Origin of the sequence: Nostoc sp. NMS2, from assembly GCF_017115105.1 — a bacterium.
In the GTDB taxonomy this organism is placed as follows: Bacteria; Cyanobacteriota; Cyanobacteriia; order Cyanobacteriales; family Nostocaceae; genus Nostoc.
The window spans coordinates 1-17,705 of record NZ_JABXKH010000021.1 but is presented as its reverse complement, the minus strand read 5'-3'; the positions used below and the strand labels follow the sequence as shown (position 1 = coordinate 17,705).

25 protein-coding genes are annotated in these 17,705 nt (G+C 43.9%); 14 read left to right on the top strand and 11 right to left on the bottom strand.

The genetic code is table 11. The features are described 5' to 3' along the window. Nucleotides 1-90: 90 nt before the first annotated feature. Both HWQ36_RS01485 and HWQ36_RS01480 read left to right on the top strand, forming a co-directional pair. Nucleotides 91-1,317: a succinate--CoA ligase subunit beta gene (locus HWQ36_RS01485; protein WP_292697344.1), complete on the top strand. Its 1,227-nt coding sequence runs from the start codon at nucleotides 91-93 to the stop codon at nucleotides 1,315-1,317. 386 nt (nucleotides 1,318-1,703) lie between these two features. Next, complete coding sequence (locus HWQ36_RS01480; RefSeq protein ID WP_292697342.1) at nucleotides 1,704-2,600, top strand: CoA-binding protein; 897 nt, start codon at nucleotides 1,704-1,706, stop codon at nucleotides 2,598-2,600. Between the two features lie 206 nt (nucleotides 2,601-2,806). Here HWQ36_RS01480 and HWQ36_RS01475 read toward each other — a convergent pair whose 3' ends face one another. The 3 genes from HWQ36_RS01475 to HWQ36_RS01465 form a co-directional block, all read right to left on the bottom strand. Next, nucleotides 2,807-4,000 (bottom strand): phosphotransferase, encoded by a 1,194-nt coding sequence (locus HWQ36_RS01475; protein ID WP_292697340.1) that lies wholly within the window; start codon nucleotides 3,998-4,000, stop codon nucleotides 2,807-2,809. Between the two features lie 520 nt (nucleotides 4,001-4,520). Continuing rightward, nucleotides 4,521-4,715 carry a hypothetical protein gene (locus tag HWQ36_RS01470; RefSeq protein WP_292697338.1) on the bottom strand — a complete coding sequence of 65 codons (195 nt, stop codon included), beginning with the start codon at nucleotides 4,713-4,715 and terminating at the stop codon, nucleotides 4,521-4,523. Next, a complete protein-coding gene (locus HWQ36_RS01465; RefSeq protein ID WP_292697336.1) occupies nucleotides 4,712-6,091 on the bottom strand; it encodes a transposase in 1,380 nt (459 codons plus the stop codon). Before HWQ36_RS01465 ends, HWQ36_RS01470 begins: the two co-directional genes overlap by 4 nt. Nucleotides 6,092-6,272: 181 nt before the next feature. On the opposite strand from HWQ36_RS01465, the gene HWQ36_RS01460 reads away from it, so the two are divergent. Next, on the top strand, nucleotides 6,273-6,461 hold the full coding sequence (locus tag HWQ36_RS01460; RefSeq protein ID WP_292697334.1) for a hypothetical protein: 189 nt from the start codon (nucleotides 6,273-6,275) through the stop codon (nucleotides 6,459-6,461). Here HWQ36_RS01460 and HWQ36_RS01455 read toward each other — a convergent pair. From HWQ36_RS01455 to HWQ36_RS01435, 5 genes are all read right to left on the bottom strand, one after another. Beyond that, nucleotides 6,432-6,656 (bottom strand): hypothetical protein, encoded by a 225-nt coding sequence (locus tag HWQ36_RS01455; RefSeq protein WP_292697332.1) that lies wholly within the window; start codon nucleotides 6,654-6,656, stop codon nucleotides 6,432-6,434. The two genes, HWQ36_RS01460 and HWQ36_RS01455, sit on opposite strands and share 30 nt — an antisense overlap. Continuing rightward, nucleotides 6,649-7,317, bottom strand: a complete 669-nt coding sequence (locus HWQ36_RS01450; RefSeq protein ID WP_292697330.1) for a hypothetical protein — start codon at nucleotides 7,315-7,317, stop codon at nucleotides 6,649-6,651. The genes HWQ36_RS01455 and HWQ36_RS01450 overlap by 8 nt, the downstream gene beginning before the upstream one ends. A gap of 280 nt (nucleotides 7,318-7,597) precedes the next feature. Then, nucleotides 7,598-7,780, bottom strand: a complete 183-nt coding sequence (locus tag HWQ36_RS01445; RefSeq protein WP_292697328.1) for a hypothetical protein — start codon at nucleotides 7,778-7,780, stop codon at nucleotides 7,598-7,600. A gap of 102 nt (nucleotides 7,781-7,882) precedes the next feature. Beyond that, nucleotides 7,883-8,194, bottom strand: a complete 312-nt coding sequence (locus HWQ36_RS01440) for a hypothetical protein (protein ID WP_292697326.1) — start codon at nucleotides 8,192-8,194, stop codon at nucleotides 7,883-7,885. A 75-nt stretch (nucleotides 8,195-8,269) separates the two neighbouring features. Beyond that, nucleotides 8,270-8,452, bottom strand: coding sequence for a hypothetical protein (locus tag HWQ36_RS01435; protein WP_292697324.1), 183 nt, complete (start codon nucleotides 8,450-8,452; stop codon nucleotides 8,270-8,272). Nucleotides 8,453-8,729: 277 nt separating this feature from the next. Between HWQ36_RS01435 and HWQ36_RS01430 the strand changes: the two genes are divergently transcribed. The 4 genes from HWQ36_RS01430 (at nucleotide 8,730) to HWQ36_RS01415 (ending at nucleotide 10,765) form a co-directional block, all read left to right on the top strand. Beyond that, nucleotides 8,730-9,131: a hypothetical protein gene (locus tag HWQ36_RS01430; RefSeq protein ID WP_292697322.1), complete on the top strand. Its 402-nt coding sequence runs from the start codon at nucleotides 8,730-8,732 to the stop codon at nucleotides 9,129-9,131. A 102-nt stretch (nucleotides 9,132-9,233) separates the two neighbouring features. Beyond that, entirely contained in the window at nucleotides 9,234-9,440 is a 207-nt protein-coding gene (locus tag HWQ36_RS01425; RefSeq protein ID WP_292697320.1) for a hypothetical protein, read from the top strand. A gap of 72 nt (nucleotides 9,441-9,512) precedes the next feature. Continuing rightward, nucleotides 9,513-10,253 carry a hypothetical protein gene (locus HWQ36_RS01420; protein ID WP_292697318.1) on the top strand — a complete coding sequence of 247 codons (741 nt, stop codon included), beginning with the start codon at nucleotides 9,513-9,515 and terminating at the stop codon, nucleotides 10,251-10,253. A 62-nt stretch (nucleotides 10,254-10,315) separates the two neighbouring features. Then, the gene (locus HWQ36_RS01415) at nucleotides 10,316-10,765 is read left to right on the top strand and encodes a DUF4102 domain-containing protein (protein WP_292697316.1); all 450 of its coding nucleotides are present in this window, start codon (nucleotides 10,316-10,318) and stop codon (nucleotides 10,763-10,765) included. Here the strand turns inward: HWQ36_RS01415 and HWQ36_RS01410 are convergent. The 3 genes from HWQ36_RS01410 to HWQ36_RS01400 are packed head-to-tail and all read right to left on the bottom strand — an operon-like array spanning nucleotide 10,683 to nucleotide 12,028. Next, on the bottom strand, nucleotides 10,683-11,213 hold the full coding sequence (locus tag HWQ36_RS01410) for a hypothetical protein (RefSeq protein WP_292697315.1): 531 nt from the start codon (nucleotides 11,211-11,213) through the stop codon (nucleotides 10,683-10,685). The two genes, HWQ36_RS01415 and HWQ36_RS01410, sit on opposite strands and share 83 nt — an antisense overlap. A gap of 57 nt (nucleotides 11,214-11,270) precedes the next feature. After that, nucleotides 11,271-11,423 (bottom strand): hypothetical protein, encoded by a 153-nt coding sequence (locus HWQ36_RS01405; RefSeq protein ID WP_292697314.1) that lies wholly within the window; start codon nucleotides 11,421-11,423, stop codon nucleotides 11,271-11,273. Continuing rightward, entirely contained in the window at nucleotides 11,420-12,028 is a 609-nt protein-coding gene (locus HWQ36_RS01400; RefSeq protein ID WP_292697312.1) for a tyrosine-type recombinase/integrase, read from the bottom strand. The genes HWQ36_RS01405 and HWQ36_RS01400 overlap by 4 nt, the downstream gene beginning before the upstream one ends. Before the next feature lie 218 nt (nucleotides 12,029-12,246). On the opposite strand from HWQ36_RS01400, the gene HWQ36_RS01395 reads away from it, so the two are divergent. The 7 genes from HWQ36_RS01395 (at nucleotide 12,247) to HWQ36_RS01365 (ending at nucleotide 17,629) form a co-directional block, all read left to right on the top strand. Then, on the top strand, nucleotides 12,247-12,462 hold the full coding sequence (locus tag HWQ36_RS01395) for a glucose-6-phosphate dehydrogenase (RefSeq protein WP_292697310.1): 216 nt from the start codon (nucleotides 12,247-12,249) through the stop codon (nucleotides 12,460-12,462). A 125-nt stretch (nucleotides 12,463-12,587) separates the two neighbouring features. Further along, a complete protein-coding gene (locus HWQ36_RS01390; protein ID WP_292697308.1) occupies nucleotides 12,588-15,416 on the top strand; it encodes a hypothetical protein in 2,829 nt (942 codons plus the stop codon). Further along, a complete protein-coding gene (locus HWQ36_RS01385; RefSeq protein WP_292697307.1) occupies nucleotides 15,416-15,793 on the top strand; it encodes a hypothetical protein in 378 nt (125 codons plus the stop codon). Before HWQ36_RS01390 ends, HWQ36_RS01385 begins: the two co-directional genes overlap by 1 nt. 41 nt (nucleotides 15,794-15,834) lie before the next feature. Further along, nucleotides 15,835-16,194: a hypothetical protein gene (locus HWQ36_RS01380; RefSeq protein WP_292697306.1), complete on the top strand. Its 360-nt coding sequence runs from the start codon at nucleotides 15,835-15,837 to the stop codon at nucleotides 16,192-16,194. 2 nt (nucleotides 16,195-16,196) lie between these two features. Next, nucleotides 16,197-16,565 carry a hypothetical protein gene (locus HWQ36_RS01375; protein WP_292697305.1) on the top strand — a complete coding sequence of 123 codons (369 nt, stop codon included), beginning with the start codon at nucleotides 16,197-16,199 and terminating at the stop codon, nucleotides 16,563-16,565. 26 nt (nucleotides 16,566-16,591) lie between these two features. After that, nucleotides 16,592-16,882: a hypothetical protein gene (locus HWQ36_RS01370; RefSeq protein WP_292697304.1), complete on the top strand. Its 291-nt coding sequence runs from the start codon at nucleotides 16,592-16,594 to the stop codon at nucleotides 16,880-16,882. A gap of 66 nt (nucleotides 16,883-16,948) precedes the next feature. Further along, nucleotides 16,949-17,629, top strand: coding sequence for a RibD family protein (locus HWQ36_RS01365; protein WP_292697303.1), 681 nt, complete (start codon nucleotides 16,949-16,951; stop codon nucleotides 17,627-17,629). The last annotated feature ends 76 nt before the right edge of the window (nucleotides 17,630-17,705 follow it).

The following is a 17,705-nucleotide window of genomic DNA, read 5'->3' as shown; positions in this document are numbered from 1 at the left end:
GCCAAAAGCTTAATTTTTAAATAAAAGTGCTGCAAAATATTAAGACAGCACTCACTACAAGCTTGCAAAGTGTCAATACAAGGTGTATCAATGGATTTATTAGAGTATCAAGTTAAAGAATGGTTTGGGAAGATAGGCATTCCGGTCTTGCCGTCCCAACGGATTGACCATCCTACAGATTTGAAGCGTTTAAAAATTCGCTTTCCAATTGTACTAAAATCTCAAGTACATGGAGCAGAACGGGCAAAAGCGGGTGGAGTCAGGTTTGCCGAAACGACAATTGATGCGATCGCAGCTGCTCAAAATATCTTTAGTCTACCAATATGGGGCGAATTGCCAGAAGTTGTGCTGGCAGAATCCCAATACGACGCGAACCAGGAATTTTATCTAGCAGTGGTTTTAGATACTGCTGTCTGCCGACCAGTACTTTTAGGTTGTAAAGAAGCAGACATCGATTGGGAATCTGCGGGAGAAAAAATGCACCATGTTGTCGTGGAACAGGAATTTTCGCCATTTTATGCCCGAAGACTGGCTTTGAAAATGGGTTTACAAGGAACGCTGATGCAGTCGGTAAGCAGCGTTTTGGAGAAGATGTACCACTTATTTGTGCAAAAAGACCTGGATTTAGTCGAAATAAATCCCTTGGCAGTCAGTGCTAATGGTCAAGTTATGGCTCTCAATGGTAAAGTCAGGATCAATGAACGGGCAATCAAGCGTCATCCAGACCTGGCTGAGATGGCAGCAAAAATTATCAGCCGTCACACCAGTACTGAAATTAATGGCATTTTGGGTGACTGGGATGGTGTAAAAATGCACGGAAAAATTGGTATTTTAGGCAATGGTACTGGTTCAGTAATGGCAACTTTAGATTTAGTCGCTAATGCTGGTGGCAATCCAGGTGTTTGTTTAAATCTACGTCATGCTTTCCTCACAGATACTACACCAACTACCTTCCGCGATCGCCTAGAGACAGGTCTGAAAATCCTGGAAGCTGACAAAAGCATTCAAGTAATACTAATTAATTTTCTGGGTAGTATTCCTCAAACTGAGGAAGTGGCTGAAGTTATAGCCAGAGTTGTGCAGCAAGACAACAGCGAACTTGAATCACAAGTTGTACGTTCTAATGGTAATAAAAGTCGGCAAGCACGGAATTTTACACCCTTAGTTGTCCGTCTTGCTGGTTCTGAATTTAATGCTGCTAGAAAATATTTAGCAACACTAAAAACCCATAGCGATGCGCTACTCGTGGTGGAAAATTTAGATGAGGCAGTAGCGGCAGCAGTTCGTCTTGCTAAACCAACTGCTAATAAAAAGTAAGTAGGTGGGCGCAATTAAAGCTAACTGGCAAAGGCTGTCATTTGTCATTGGTCATTAGTAAGGGCTTTAAGTCTATTTACGTTTCGTAACATACTTGGGTTTTTTCGCGCCAACTTACTTAGTGACTGTGATTTTGTTCCAAATCAAAAATTATTAATTTTTACCACGTAAATATATTGTTGGGCATTGGGCACTTGTACTGAGCGACTTGTGCCGAGCGAAGTCGAGGTAAGTCGAAGTATTGGGCACAAAAGGCAGAGGGGCAAGGGAGAGATTTATTCAATAATTCCCCCTTATCTTCTTTGTCTCCCTTATCCCCCTCATCTCCCCCTGCCCCCCGCCTCGTGGCCTAACTCACTGGGTTGTCAAACTTACGGTATTTTTTTATGAACCTAACACCAGAAAGTAAAGTATTAATTCAAGGCTTTTGTGAATTTATATCAGGCACTCATGTTGCTCAAATGCAAGCTTATGGTACGAATTTGGTAGCAGGTGTCAATCCGGGATGTGGCGGACAGGAACTGCATGGACTGCCAGTATTTGACTTAGTAGAGGAGGTAATAGAACAATTTGGGGTAATTGACACAACAATTATCTGTGTAGATCCTTACGACGTGCTAGATGCGGCATTAGAAGCGATCGCATCTCAGATTAGCCAGATCATTATTATCACTGCTGGCGTGCCACCTTTGGATATGGTGCAATTACTCCGCAAAGCCGAAGCCTGTGAAACTTTGGTAATCGGGCCTAACAGTCCGGGGATCATTGTGCCGGGAAAAATTCTTTTGGGAACTCAACCTAGCGAGTTTTATACCCCTGGGGCAGTGGGGATTGTTAGTCGTAGTAGCACTCTCACCTACGAAGTTGCTTACGAATTAACAAAAGCAGGTTTGGGGCAGTCGATTAGTGTCAGTATTGGTAGTGATGCGATCGTCGGTTCCTCCTTTCTCCAATGGTTGCAAATTTTGGATGAGGATGAAACTACAGAGGCGATCGTTTTAGTCGGTCAACCTGGTGGTGGTAGTGAAGAAGCAGCAGCCCGGTATATTGCTGAGGCAATTGATAAACCAGTAATTGCTTACATTGCAGGTAGACAAGCGCCACCAGGAAAAACTTGGCGGCAAACTGGTACTCTAGCAACGGTTATCGGACGCGATCCTAACTTTGGGACAGCCCAAAGTAAATTAGCCGCTTTAAAAGAAGCGGAAGTTCCAGTAGCTGAACGCCCTTCTCAGATTCCCGAATTATTGAGAAAGGAAATTAAGATAATTCGTAATTCGTAATTCGTAATTCGTAATGGGCTACGCCCCGCTTCGCTAACGTAATTCGTAATTAGGGGTTGCATTAGCGTTCGCGCAGCGTCTCGTAGAGAAGCGTAAAGCCTTCGGCATGGCTTCGCTTAGAGCGAGTCCGCGAGCGTCTGGGGATTTAACCTCACCGCAAAACTTGTCGCGCAATATAAGCGAGGGGCTTGAACCACTCAATAATGTTAATTAATTACAAAAAGCGAAGGAAGCAATAATCGGGCTTCGTCTGCCAGTTCTAATGCATGAGTAATGGCGATCGCTCTGGATGTGATAATCTCGTCAAAAGTTCGCCCAAAGCGCTGCTCAAGCCAGCTATGACGAGATTCGTTTTGTACTAGCTTTAACAACCTCCCTGCTATTAGACCAAAATGAAGTGCCGCTACAGCAGCATATGTAAAGCGCACCACACGCTCATCCCCATTCCATCCAGCAGAACGCAACCCCGTTAAGTAACCCTCAAGCACAAGTTTTTCCAGGGGTATCAGTGATGAACCATCGACAAACAATAAGAAAACGCTGTCCAGCACCAGATTTATGATGTCTTCTCCTAAGACACCATAGCCAACAAAAGACCAATCGATGAGAACAGTCTGGTCATCGCCATCTGCTTTACGTCGAGAAAACAAGTTGTTGGGCGTAATATCAAAGTGGCAGAGTGTATGGGGTGCTTTGTCCACAGCATCGAGAAGGATGTGGCGATCGCTCCACAAGTCCATCACGCGATCGCCGATATCTGGGGAAAATATCTCTTTTAGAAGCGAGTTTTGCCATACAGTAGGTTCTCGCCACGCTTCTAAAGCAGTATTATCGATATTGGATACCCATGCTCGATGCCAGTCACGACTTAGCCAAGGCTCAAAAGGTAATGATTGCCCCATTAGATAGCTTCCTTGCAAATAGCCAAGGTGACAGGCCGCTACACCAAAGCGTTCCAAGGGCCAAGTGCTGCCAGGACTGCCCTGAATATCCTCTAGCCACAGCCAGACGACATTAGCAGACGGCTCTGTAATCCCGAAGCAACGAGGGGCTACTAAGTCGCAAGTCAGATTATCGAGGATTCCTGATGTATATATCAACGCCTCACGCTGCCAGTAATTCCAGTGTGTGAGGTCTTGAGAGGAATTGAAAATAGAGCCAGCATTCTTTGGTTGTAGGTGCAAAATCTTCAGAATTACCGACCAAGATAATTGTTCGCTGCCATTGTTAGCAATACCAGTAATGCGCTGCAAACCGGCTGTGACATTATTAATAATATGGTGAGCGATCGCTTCAGCGTGCCATTGAACCAAAGTGGCAGTTTTACTGTCGAGTATACGACGGACAACCGTCGTTAATGTCACCTCATCAATTAGCGGATGTGCGGCAGGTGAATTCATTGGAGCAATGCTTATAAAATTTCATCGACTACTTGATTTGGACTTACGCAAACAATAACCAAAAAGAAAGATTTTCAGCTAGTAACAAATCGCTTTCGTGGGGATTGTAACTCGCACCCCTTGGTTATTTCCGTAAACTGAAGTTGGCAGCAGACCTGGAACTGCGCATTTTTGTTGCCAATTCTTGAGGCAATTAAGAAGCAAAGGGATGGTTGTATTGGTAAATTTCATTCTCCACTCAAGTTGAACGGGGAGTTGCAGCTTGAACGAGAGATACAAACCCCAAAGTTAAAATTAAGACAAATACAATTGCAGATATGTGTTTGGGCATGACAATCTGTTAGGGTAAAAAAAATGACTCTTGCGTAGAGGCAATCATCCAACAACAATTCTTTTACCACCTTAAGTCATAGCTTGGAAAGTGATTTAAAGCACAATGTAATAACTATTCACTCTAAACTATTGAGGGATTTTAACAACCCCTACATTACTGTAGGGGTTTAGCATCAGGGTTACGATCTTAGTAGTGAAACTCTTCTAATTCTTCTAGTTCTGTAATCGCTGCTTCACAAAGGTTGCAACACAGCCAGCCATAAGTATTCACACTTGGCACTTCTTTGAACTTAAAGTTTTCGCGTAATTCGCTAGAGTCAAACTCATCACTGCAAAAAGGACATTTAATTTTGCAGTCTGTTAGCTGTGGTGGTAGGTTCATGATTTTGCGATCGCTCTTGATAACTCCCGAAACAGAAGGTTGGCAACCTTAGACATCAGCTTATTTTGTAAGTGTTTGCCGTTTAGCATCTGCTTACCTGAACCGTCAACATTCTTTTTGAGCGTTTCCTTGTAAACAGCAATCTCGTTGCCTATCGGATTATCCGGCAGCCGCCCATCGACTTCAATTTTCGCGATCACGTACTGCCAAAAGTTCATGCGGCAAAGGGCGCTGCCGGCTCCTTTTTCAACTAACTTGTCGCCAGATTGCTCCAGGACTGTTCCCATACCCAGCCTAAGCTTAAAAGCATCACGCGAACGGTTGCGCTTGACCCGTTTGATGTCCCCAGGTAGGAATTTCACCACAGATTTACCATTTTCACGAGTGACTTGTTTTTTCTTAACTTCCCTCACTTCTCGCTCAGTCAACTGTTTACCATCGCTGCTGAGAAACGCTTCAAACGGATAGATCCGACTCAGCAACCTAGCGCGAATCCTCAGACCAAAATTAAATTGGTCGAAAATCTGGTTATAAGCTTTGAACTGCTCATCATTGACCAGCGACTTGAGTTTAGTTTCTAGTCGCTGCTCCTCGATGTCAATGTCGCAAAGCCAGCCAGCATGTAGCCGAACAGTTGGATCTATCTCCAGGCAAAATTGCACCGCCGCCGATTGTTCGTACTGTCTGGATATCGATTTGTAACTTGGTGGGTGTACTTGCAGCTTCCTTTCGGCTAACCAACCCCACAGAGGTGGAACATTGCCCAGCTTGGTGCTTTCAGTTTTGCTGTGTGCTTTCTCTGGGAACTGCCAAGCTAGGGTTTGGCGAGTGTAGTTAATGATCGGTGACTGAACACGGTTAAGGTGTTCAAGTTGTTGTACTAGTTCGCGCAGTTCATCAATTAGCTGTGGACGGTGCATTAGAAACTGGCGGGGGTTAAGTTCGCCAGTTTCTAAATAATTCTCCTGATCTACAGCGTAGGCAGCCATAGCTAAAGCGTCAGCTTCGTCAGATTTGTTGGGTAAGTTCTTACCCCCACGGTAGCGACGTAACTCAATGTGACCAACCCAAAGAATTTTAATTTCTAAGCTTTCCAGAATTCTCGCCCAAAGCCTTGAGTAGTGATTCCCTGTTGGCTCAAGGATAGCTACATCAGGTTTATTCTCTATGACGTAATCAGCAAAATCAAAAGCTGATTTCTGCTTACTTTTATGCTTGGGACTAGAGTAGAAACTAGGGAATAAAGTATTAGCTTTAGTCCTGTTCTTTTGCCAATAGGTCTTCAATCCACCTACGGGATATTGTGTTAAAATATGGCAAGTTACGCTTGACTTACTAACATCAACTCCCAAGGATCTAATCGATTCAATTGTCATGGTTCTGTTTGCTAATTGGGGTTATTTAAAATTCGTGTTCCTACCACGAATAATTGAAAAGCCCAGTTTGTACGCTTGAATCCCCTAACACCCCACCAAAAGAGGGGCGCGATTCACTCTTAACGCTGGGTTTAGCCCGGTAGCTCTAGGGAGGGTGCGCTTGAATAGTTAAACACCCCGTATGGTGTGCCATTCATGGCTAACGCCCCACTCCCTAGAAACAGTGGGACGGGTGCTTTGGACACAACCCGCGACGGTGGCAACGATGCCACCGTTTCGGCTACCCCCTCAGGTAGCCCGCGCAATTGTTGCGCGATCGCAATTGCGATTCATCAGGCGGTTACTCAGTCTCTATTTTTGGCAACGTTGAGCTTAAGGTTTTGAGAATTTTTAATAACTGTTCCTCAAAATATTCATCTTGTGTCACACTTGCTTCTTCAAACTCCGAAATTTCATTAATTAATTTATCGAGTCTAGACTTGGCTTTTAATAATGTGTGATAAGTCAAGTAATAATCCCATGCTGGATCTGGTTGGGGTATATCTTCTAAAATTTGATTATTCATAAATTTCATCCTCATCAAAATCGTCATCATCACCAACTAGCGAATATGAATTTTCCGGGTCAATTTCATTAAGAACGTCAGTCATTGCTCGACCCGTGAGAACATCCATTACTGAGTAGTTACCGGCTGCGATCGCACTCTCAATTTTCTTCATCTGGAAAGCACGCTCAAGCTCTGGAGTTCTGAGGCGCGGGTCAACGTCCTCGATGGAGTTAATTGGCGGCGGCACTTCATCCCCTTCAATCCAGCGCTCGTGCTGGCTGTTGTAAAATTCCTGCCAAGCCCTAGCAGACGGTGGCTGTGGTGCAGTTTCAAAAAAGTTGGCGAGTTCCTTTGAGCGCTGGAACCCTTCAGCATCACAGTTCATTGATTCAATCCAGCCATCGGACATTGCAAACCCACCTTTGCTTTCGGCTTCCTGTGCTACTTCATCAACTTCAGCACCTCGATGGCTGGCAATCAGTCGAGCGAGGGCCCCCGCTTGTATGGTGCTGAGTCGGTCTAAGTCAATGATCCACAGTGGAACCTGTTTACCATCGTGCGTGGTTCGCTCCAGGGGAAACGGATCGCGCACGGGTATTTTGCCTTCCGGGAACAGGTCTAAGACTGACTCGTATGGATTACCGGGCTTGAGTTTCACCCAAGTGTCATGTTTAGTCATGATGTTTTACGCGATCGCTAAAAATTAAAAATCGTCCGCTTCTTCGGCAGAAACAGGAAGGATACCAAATGTCGGACTAGGCTGTATTGGCTCATTTCCTGTGTATTCGAGTTGATATTTCAACGCACTCCTCTAACTGCTTGGATTCGTAATTCCCTAAATTGAGTATCCGCTTATAAGTTATGGTTTTTGTTTTCATGGTTATGTGATATTTTTTACTTGTTGGAATCGATTTTAAAAAGCGATCGCGGTGCGTTAACGCGATCGCAAAAAAATTAAGCTATCCTTGGGTAACTCCCTGGGTTTGATCGAAAACTACCTCAAACTTTCCCCCTCCCTGGCGAAGGATACTTGTGCAAGCATCTGCATCTGTTCGACTCTTGAATCGGTAAATGCATTTGCTATCACCATTGGGCAGACGTTGAAAAATTGCCCACGGCCTAATTTCATCGCGGTAAGTCATGATTTCAAATTCCAAATTGTGTAAAAAAACACCAGCGCGAGAATTGTTACGCCTACGCTGGTGTAACCTTATAATCCATTGACAGTAATAAACTTGGAGTGGTTATTCCATAGGCGAGTTCTCCTGAACGACAAAGTTTTGACCCCAGCGGATTTGATTGATAATCGCTTCCATGATTCCTGCAAGGTCTGCGATAGTCATCTGTTCTGTCATCTGCTTGGAAATGGTGAATATTTCGGCCCGACAATCACCAACTAAATGACAGCCGATGTGTGATGCCAGGACGGTGAGAATAACCAGCTTTTCTCGCTTGCTGATTTTCTCGAATGCTGCACCATAGTTATCCTGCAATGTCGCAAGAAGTGATTCTTCGCCTGGGGTGTGATTGGTGTAGTAGCCTAGCGGCTTCGACATTGGTACAATCTCCTTGGTTAAATACTAGATTTGGCGATCGCTCCCTTCGGACGGTATCGGTCGCTTTTTCAATAGTTAGATTTCCTCCTCCTCGTCATCCTCGTATCCCTTCTCGCCGACGATGATGGTCACGCCGTCATCAAAAGACTTGAAATCAACGATCGCAAATTCCTCATCATCAACATCTTTGATGTTTAGCTTTGTCGCACCAGGGTAGTGCTTTAGGTTTTCAATCAGTTCTAAAACTGTGGTTGTCATCTGGTTTTTAGGGTTAAGTGTGCAGACATCAAAATATCACCGCGCGGCAAACTCGTTACCGCGCTCAGTTCGCTGGTGATAAAAAGGGTGTTTCCGCGCTGTATGTGGCGCGGGTGCTTGCTCCGGTTTAATGGGATGCCCTGCAAGATGGCAGGGGGGAGCGAGTAGAGCGTATTCACAATTATAATTAACGTGAAAAACTCCATTGGTATCATTTTTTACGTAAGTTATAATTTTGTCAACCCCTCAAAATCACGTGTAAAATAGGAAGGCAATCATGAGCATGAGTCAAGAAATAGATGGGACGAAAGAGGAAAATGTCAGAGGAAGAGCCAGCAATAAACGCAACAGTAAGGATTCCAACTACCGAGTGGGAGGAGTTCAAGAAGAAGGCCGACGAAATGAAGATGACCAGATCGGATCTAATCAGAGCAATAGCTCAGGGGAAAGTCTCTTTACTCAAGTCGAACTCCTTCTCACCAGAGGAGAAATTGATGCTACGAAAGTCCTTGACAGTCTCAGGCTTATAAAGCAAGCTCATCTAGCCTATGTACACGCACACAGGGGAAGACTAGAGGCTAGGCTTAACGAAAACAAGGAAAACGAAGCTGATTTCTTGAAAGCCTGTGAACTGCTTGAAAAAGAAGTAAATAATTTAATTACTGAAGATGATCCATGAACCGTCCTGCCCACTGTGGCTAGGGCGGTTTTGTTTTAGCGATCGCGGTGAGTGTGAGGAGAAATGCGATCGGGGTGCAGCTTTCTTAATGACTAATGACAAATGACTAATCACAAACCAAAGAAAAAGACTCAGGTATTCACAAGTGGGCAAGTAGAAGGTTACGAAGTGGGTCTGACACTTGAAGAAATAGAATGTTATGCCTGTGGCGGCGGCGAAGTTGCCGACGACGACGAGGATGGTAATGAATACACAGAACCTTGTAGCGAATGCGATGGAGCCGGTGTTGTGTATGTCTCGATCGACTAACTAAAAAAAACCAAAAAGCCACCGGAGATTTAGCGATCGTGGTGGCTCTCTGTGAGAATAACTAACAATATCATGACAGAAAACTCATTTAAAAACAATCTTCCGTGGACGGAAGAACACGACGCATACTGTTACAAACATCATATTCCACCCGCCGCAAAAACTCTCTGGCAGTGGCTAATGCGGCAAGGCTATATAGGCACGGAGATTGAGCCAGACTTATCAGAATTTAACGCCACAGTCGCAAAGTCAAGAGGTAAAGGATACTCACATAATTACCTCAAAAAGATATTTGAAATACTGGTATCATGTCGTGTTTTACAAGTAATTAAACAATATTCTTGGAAGATAACCAAGTTACTTGTAAGACCTGTCACATGGTTAAATCCACCCAAAAAACCGCGAGAAAAAAAGTTACATAACCATAACTCTAGTTACAATTCATCCCCCTCAAATGATACTAATGCCGAACAGAGGGTTAACAGCAGTAGCAATAGTCTTACTCCAACCACAGCCGAATTTGAGGAGAAAGAATTGCAACACGAGATACTTACAGCTTGTGCTGAGTACCAAATATACTTTGACCCCAATAAACGAACAACTAGACATCTCTTTAAATTTGATATTTCAGATATCCGCAAAGCTTTAAACCACTTTATTCTTCGTGGTGGACATCAAGCAATTAACAATCCTCAAGGATGGTTAATTAATTGCTTATGTGACTGTTACTGGGAAGATGAACAGTTTAGTTTATCTGGATTTATCGAAACTTTGAAATCTTGGTTCCCTAGTAAGCTCCCAAGGGATTACTAGAAAACAAGTCCATAAAAAACTGCCTCCAGTGGAAGCAGTGACTAAATAACCTAGTAGTGATTATGAATCAACCCACGCTTTTTGATTTAGAAGCTTTCACCAAGACTGTAGATAGTTCTGTTTACGCTTACGATCCGTTCTGGGATGAACTCGAAACTGCAGCACTTGATAGTCATAGTGTTGGGGGGCAAATTGCAGAGTCAGAGTCCCCGTGTAAAAGTGTTGGGGAGCAAGTTGCAACTGATACTAAAAAATCTGCCCCCCAACACGATATCCATTGGGTAGAGCGGTACTGGGTAGAGCGGTCTGGTAATAAATATTGGTATTTTCGGTATTGTTGGATGACTGGCAGGAAGATTAACCGGCTCTACTTGGGTAGTGTGAATAGCGTCATCGCCAAGCGCAAAAAGGCAGATGTGGAAATTGCGATTAGCGAGGGGCTATCACCGAGTCAGATTGAAGAGTTAATCCACTCCTGGTGTGGTCATTTGCGATCGCAACCGTATCTCTGAATCTCCTCAGTTCATCCCAACGTCGACTAGTGGTTGATCCAGTCCGGCTGTACTGATTGGGGTGAAACTGGGCAATTCTGGATTCTACAAAAGAGTCAATAACCCGTAAAATCATCTGTTGATCCATCACTAGACCAGAGTCAATCGCATAAGCATATTCTAAAATTTGTTCTGCCAGTGCGACTGGTACGCGGATAGTTCTGGTCTTGCCATTGTTCCAAGCTGGTTGCCAGCTGGTGTTATTCTTCCCCGGTGGCTTCGGCATATCTGTTTCTTGAAAGGCCTGTGTCAAGGCAGGATACAGCGTTTTTACTCTAATTGCAATCGCTACTCCCTGCTCCCCCCTCTCCCCAATGCCCATTCCCCAATGTCCAATAAAAAGCGATCGCCTTGTGAGCAAGTAAGCGATGGCGTACCCGCCCGCCGGAGGCGATCGCAGTTGTTGCATTATTCTGTGAGTAGTAGCATCTACTGGTTCGAGCTTATCCGCCCCAACTGTCGTTTGTCACAAGTCTGGATAAACTTGATCGACTTCATCCCACGCCTGAGAAGCAAGATTCTCCAGAGCCATCGCCAAATACAAAGGATGGTCGTATTCCCCTTGCTGCAAGCGGTCGAAGAATATCTCAATTTGTAGGAATAGAAGTTTGGCGTTCATAGAGTTGCGATCGCGCCCTCAAGATCGGCATCATTCACATCGATGTAAACCGCCAACATCTTCAAATCCGTATATCCCAATAGCTTTTGAATAATTCTTAGCGACACACCGTTACGAGCCAAATGGGTTACAAAGCTCCGGCGGCTGGAATGAGTGCTTAGTCCTCGGCTCTCCAAGCCAGCTTTTTGCACTGCTTCCCGAAACACCATATCCGCATATCTCAGACTGATGTGCTTACTGATTTCTCCTTCGGTGTAGCTTCTTTTGGAAGGAAATAGCCACTCCGATTCTGGATCTTCTCTTTTATAGGCTTTCAAAGCTTCATGAAGAGTTGGGTGTACTGGTACTTGTCTCGTTTTCTGAACTTTCTTTTTCCCACCTACAGCCTTGCGAGTTCGCGCCCGAAAAGTAATCAACTTGAGTGGGTTGTCCTCAGCATCGTAAAGATCCGCAATCTTCATTTGCACCAGTGCCCCCCACCTTTCGCCTGTGAACCATGCCAAGTCTAAAAGCAATTTGTATTTTTGGCTGTGGATGTTATTACGGATTCGAGAATATTCCTTAGCCGTAAAAACTGCCGCTTGTCCGTTGCGGTTGTTTTTCATAGAATTATTTTGATGATCTGACTTCTGGATTAACCATTGTGAGGTGTTAATCTGGAAGTTTTTATTTTTCAGGTATTACCTAAATACGCATCAATCGTAATCACAGCAATAGTTTAGCGTCGTCCGTAAAACTTCCGGTTTTACATAAAAGTGGAACATTTACTTATTTTTGTTTGGCTAATAAAACTGAAGAGTGGTTACTTAAAAATCTCTTCAAAATGACAGCAATAAATATCGCAACTGATATTCCATCACAAATTGACACCCTTGAAAAACTCCATGCGTGGAGTGGTGCTGCATTGTTCGCTATAAACCCCACGCTCACCGTAATCGAAGGTATTGGGTATACGGAACGTGCCGCACAAAGCGGTAGATTCTGGGTAGCGGCAGATGCGAAAACAAGATTAATTACACGTACATCGCTAGAAGTATAAGCCGATGCTCTTAGTGGTTCAAATAAGCAGTGGACGTATGTACAGCCATTATCCAATACAGGGTTGCCAGCGTCTTTTAAAGCCAACTAATTGACGCGCCGATAAAACCAATAGGATCCAAGATTATGCCCGGCGATCTCAACCCTATACAATTTGCTTCACTTGATTACAGTAACGCTGATATGTATGGCGGATTGAATCAACGTCCCCCGACTGCCACGCCGTTAAATATTCCTCTCGAAAACTTATCAGCCAAACCACCTTCCACAAATCAATCGGCGTTAGAACAAGCATTTAACAGAAGCGAGGAAGTCCGCAGGCAGTCGCTGTTCAACGAGCAACAGGAAGCGCAGGCACAACGAGAGCAGGCGTTAAGGGAGAGGGAAATAGCGAGAAACCAAGCATTACAAAAAACTCGCAACAGTCCGATAGAACAGCCAACGGTATCTAGCAGGGATTATGAATCGAGATTCCAGGCTCCATCCAGTAATAACGCTCAACAATCACCACCGTCTACTGGTGAGCCGCCGCCAACGACCAAGGGAACAGCCGCAAGAGCTAGTCCTTTAGTAGAACCGACTGCACGCCCTGCAACGGGCACTCTTGCGGAGGCGATACCTGCTGGCGTTGGCGTTGGATTACTCGAAGCACTGCCACGTGCTTTGCCACAAGCAGCAGGCAGGCTCGTTGTGCCCGGTGTATTCGGCGGTATAGATTTCGCTAATCGTGTCGTACACGGTCAATCTGTGCAACAGGCTGCTGCTGGTGCTGCTGCTGGTCAAATTGGTGCTGGTATCGGCTTTGTTGTTGGTAGCGCCGTTGGTGGTCCACTCTTGGGATTAGTCGGTGGTGCTATTGGAGGTCTGATTGGCGGCTTCATATCAGATATGTTCTTTGCTCAACAAATACCATCTACTGGTACGCCCAGATACGATCCAGTGGGTGCAGTCCCTTTTATTGGAGGGCAATTAAAAGGCGTGTACTATCGAATTTTTATTGCAAAATATAATTCCGAAGGTACTGTCACTGAAACAAGAACTTTTATAAATCAACGTGGTGTTATCAAAGGCTTTAAAGAAAAAAAGGTCAGAGACGACGGAACTTTTAACACCGTCCTCGTTGTCAATAATGGCGACACAGAGCTTGAATTGGGCGATGATAAGGCTCGCTGGCTAAAGCTTGAATGTTCGCGGATGGACGGAGAACCGGACGTTATTCCTGCCCCTGTAATCCCAGCACCGCCCCCAGATAATCACCCCGGATATTACAATGAATCACCATTAAATTCCGATAATGCAATACCATCTGGTCGTCCATCGGAAGGGCAACCGACATACCCCAGGAGGGATGTTGCTCCAACGTTACCGGGCAATAATCTGCCGAATAGCAATTCACCCTATTTCCCTGGTCATGGTGGATTAGCACCTAGCTACCTGCCTAATCCGACACAAACGCCATCGAACGGCGGGGGAATGCTACCAGCAATACAAAATATTGCACAACCTCTACCCTTTGCCGATCCTGACGATTTCCCCTCTCCACGCACTAGGACTTTTGATGCAATCGGTGTATCGGGTGAATCACCTGCTGGCGGTGGAAGTGCGGTTGCTCCGGCGATGTTCCCTGATTCTATAGTGCCATTAGACGCACAAGGCAACGTAATCGGGACTGACATTGACGGAAAGATACCAGAAGGGTTTAAAGCGAATCCTCTAATACCAAATCCATTAACGCTATCAATTAATCAACCAAAGGGATTGCCACTGACGGCACCACCATTGCCAACACCGGACGGAATTAGCCCGACACCAAAGGTCAATACAGCACCAATTGCTGAGACACCAGACGAGACGGCACAAAAGAAGCAAACGGAAAATAACGAGGCGAACAAAAAAGACTTCGACGATCAGATAAAACGACTTACGGCAATAGCAACTGCGATTGCGGCACTCACGCCAGCAATCCAAGGTTTGCCAGATGCGATCGCAAAATCTCCAGCAGTAAAAGCCTCTACCCAAGGCGCGGTGTGTGAACTTACTCAGCCTCAAGGATGTATTGGCAAAGCAATAGATAATTCTGCCGATAAAGTCAATCAAAATAATAATCAAAATGCAGCGAACATTCTAGACAAAATTAACGCTGGGGCAAACGCTGCTCAATTGGCACTTTTAGAATTAATCAATACAAAACTTGGTGATTTATTGCCAGGTGGCTTATCTGCTACTTTTACGAGATTATGGCAAACACTACAAGTAGATAGAGTCATCAGTATTTTGACTCTAATTACTACTTTTCACAATGGTTTAATGCTGTCTAATAATTTAGCTCAAACTCTATTTGGTGCCATTGACAACATATCCCAAGCAGCAGGATTTAAATGGAAGAATGAGAAAGGGGAAGAATCTGGTTTCAGTAGCATAGTTTCTGAGTGGACTGCCAACTTTTTTAAATCAATATTTGGTGAAGAGAATTACACAGAATTAGTAGCAGAATATAAAAAAGCTAATCGAATATATCAAGCAACCGCAAACATATTTAATGCACTCCAATCAATCGGATATTCGATATTAAGCGCTCTAGAAGTTGTCGGTAGTTATGTGGCTTTAATCGGAAATGCTTTGAAAAAATGGGGCGAAGTCGGCGAAAGTGCTTATCGTTGGTTCAATCCACAGCCCAACTTTCATAATAAGTTTTTCACCACGATAGAAGGAGTTACTAATGTTGTTTCTCAAGTAGATCAACTAGCTTCTGAGGTCGTTTCCATAGAGCAAAACATTACTCAAATTGGAGAATTAAAAAATGAATTGAATAAGTCGATAGGTCAAAATGATGCTTCAAAACAAGGCGCACAGCCACCAGAAGCGGCAAAGATTAAAGCCGTGGCTGATGCTTCTAAATTAGTTAGTGCATCAGGAATAGCGATATCAGATTCAGATAAGGAGGCTGATGAATAATGCCTTTACCAGAAGGTTTTGACGAATGGGAGAATCTTCAAGATATAGTTAGGCTTGAACACAACAAAGCCGTTCAAGCTTATTTCAAAAATCAACCAGATGATGATGTAAGTAATCCCAAGCCCAGACTAAAGCATACTTGCTTTATGAAGGATTCAGACACATCAACTATGACCTTAATGAGGATGTGGTTATTTGAAATTACTATTGGACGCGCTCAAGCATTACAGCGTCCTGTATATGGTCTTCCTTGGTTTGACGTACAAGCAGAGCGGACTTTCAAACCCCAAGTAAAGCTTTATTTTTTAGAGCCATACAACTTTGAAATTCACGGGAATGAATCAACCCCTCAGCTAGAAGGTGAAATCACTTTTTAGATAGATTGGGCATTAGGTGTAGTACTACTAGAGCGGGAAGCTTGAGCCGGATCGGAATTTATAATAATTCTTCTAATGGATTGCCAACTAACCTTTTATTAGATGCTGGAGAATTAGATACAAGTACTTTGGGTTTCAAGGAATCTATTATATCTTTATCTCTCAATGCTGGATGGTATTGGTTAGCGGCCAACTGCAACATTCTTACCCCTAGCGTTCAAGTTTCAAATAGTTTTTTTGGCGGTTTGCATTTTTTGGGTTCTGATGCACCCGGAACAGTAAGCAATGATTTTTGTTACTCTCAAAGTTCTGTCCCGTATGGTGCTTTACCGAGTATTGCACCAGTTAACAATCTGATAGTTAAATCTATTGTTCCTTTATTTTGGTTTCGGGCTGGCTAATTATGGAAATAATTGAAACATATAAAGACGGACATCTGATAGATTCCAAAGAAGTTAATACCGTATCTTCGCCGAATATTTCGGGTTTTATTGCTCAGATGCTTCAGAATCGGAGCTACAATCAAATGATTTTAGCTAAAACTGAGCAATCAATTAAAAACAGATTAGAAGTTGCTGTTGTTCGGCTAGAAATGAAATCAGACATTTCTAATGAAGACTGGCAATTTTTTAAGCTTCTTTGGGATAGTGTGATTGATGGCAATCCTGATGGATTGCTGACTTTTGACGATTTAATTGAATGGAAACAAATAGCTGAATTTAACGATATGCCTTGGACTCTTGATGATGATTTTAAAATTCACTTTCGTTGAATTTAATAACCGATGCCCTTAAAGAGATGAAAATTGATATTAGTAATGCTCTCACCATTATTTTGGGGCTGATTGCTGTCATTGGAGCAATTTACCGATTAGCCCAAGTTGAAGCAAATATTATTGCTAGAATTGCTTCCACTGATAAGAAAATAGACATTCATCTTACCGAATACAGCAGCAAAAAAGAACTGATCGAATATCGCCTACATGGACACGATGAGCTTATTGATCACAAATTTAATCGCTGCTGGAATGAGATTAAGGATATTCAGAATTATCTTGCTAAGGACGGGTTCATTCCTCGCTCAAAATAACTCACTGGGGATTCATGGCAAAGAATTCAAAAAGGTAAAATTATAAAGAACTGTTAGAACGTAATCATGTCAGCAATCCAAACAACTGTAGTTCTTGCCATGACGATCGATGGAAAGATTAGCTCCGTAGATCCTCAAGCAGGCGGTAATGCCGATGCAGCCGATCAAGCACACGTAGAGTACGAAGTCTCATTTGCTGATCTAATCCTGGTGGGAGCAGGGACTATTCGGGCTGGAGACGTAGTTTTTTCAATTCGCAATCCCGAATTGTTAGCAGCGCGTGAAGCTCGAGGTCAGTCTCGCCAGCCTATTGTCTGCGTTGTCTCAGGTTCCCTTGACCTATCGCTGGACTTTCCTTTTTTGAGCGAGGACATTGAGCGATGGATATTTACGACACGCGCTGGTTTAGAACGCAGTTCTGATACAACAACTTTGCAAAAACTGGCTGAATTAATTGATTTGGGAGATACAGACCTGGACTGGGATCGAGCCTACAGCTTGATGGCAGAGCGGGGTATTCACAAGGTCGTTGCTTTGGGAGGCGGCTATTTAACAGCTTCTCTAGTAAAGGCTGGGCGAATTGACGATTGGTGGTTAACAATCTGGCCCGTCATTTATGGAGGAAAGGACGCTCCTACCCCGGTGGAGGGAGAAGGTTTTATTTCCACTGCCGCTCCTCATGTGGAACTCGTCGAAACTCGTCAAGTTGGAAGTGAGTTGTTTTTACACTACCAGACTATCAAGTAAGTGCGCTCCCAGAATTAAAACTAAAGCGCCCTCCCAAACTGGGAGAGCGCCTTATTATTTAGCTAATGGAGTTAAT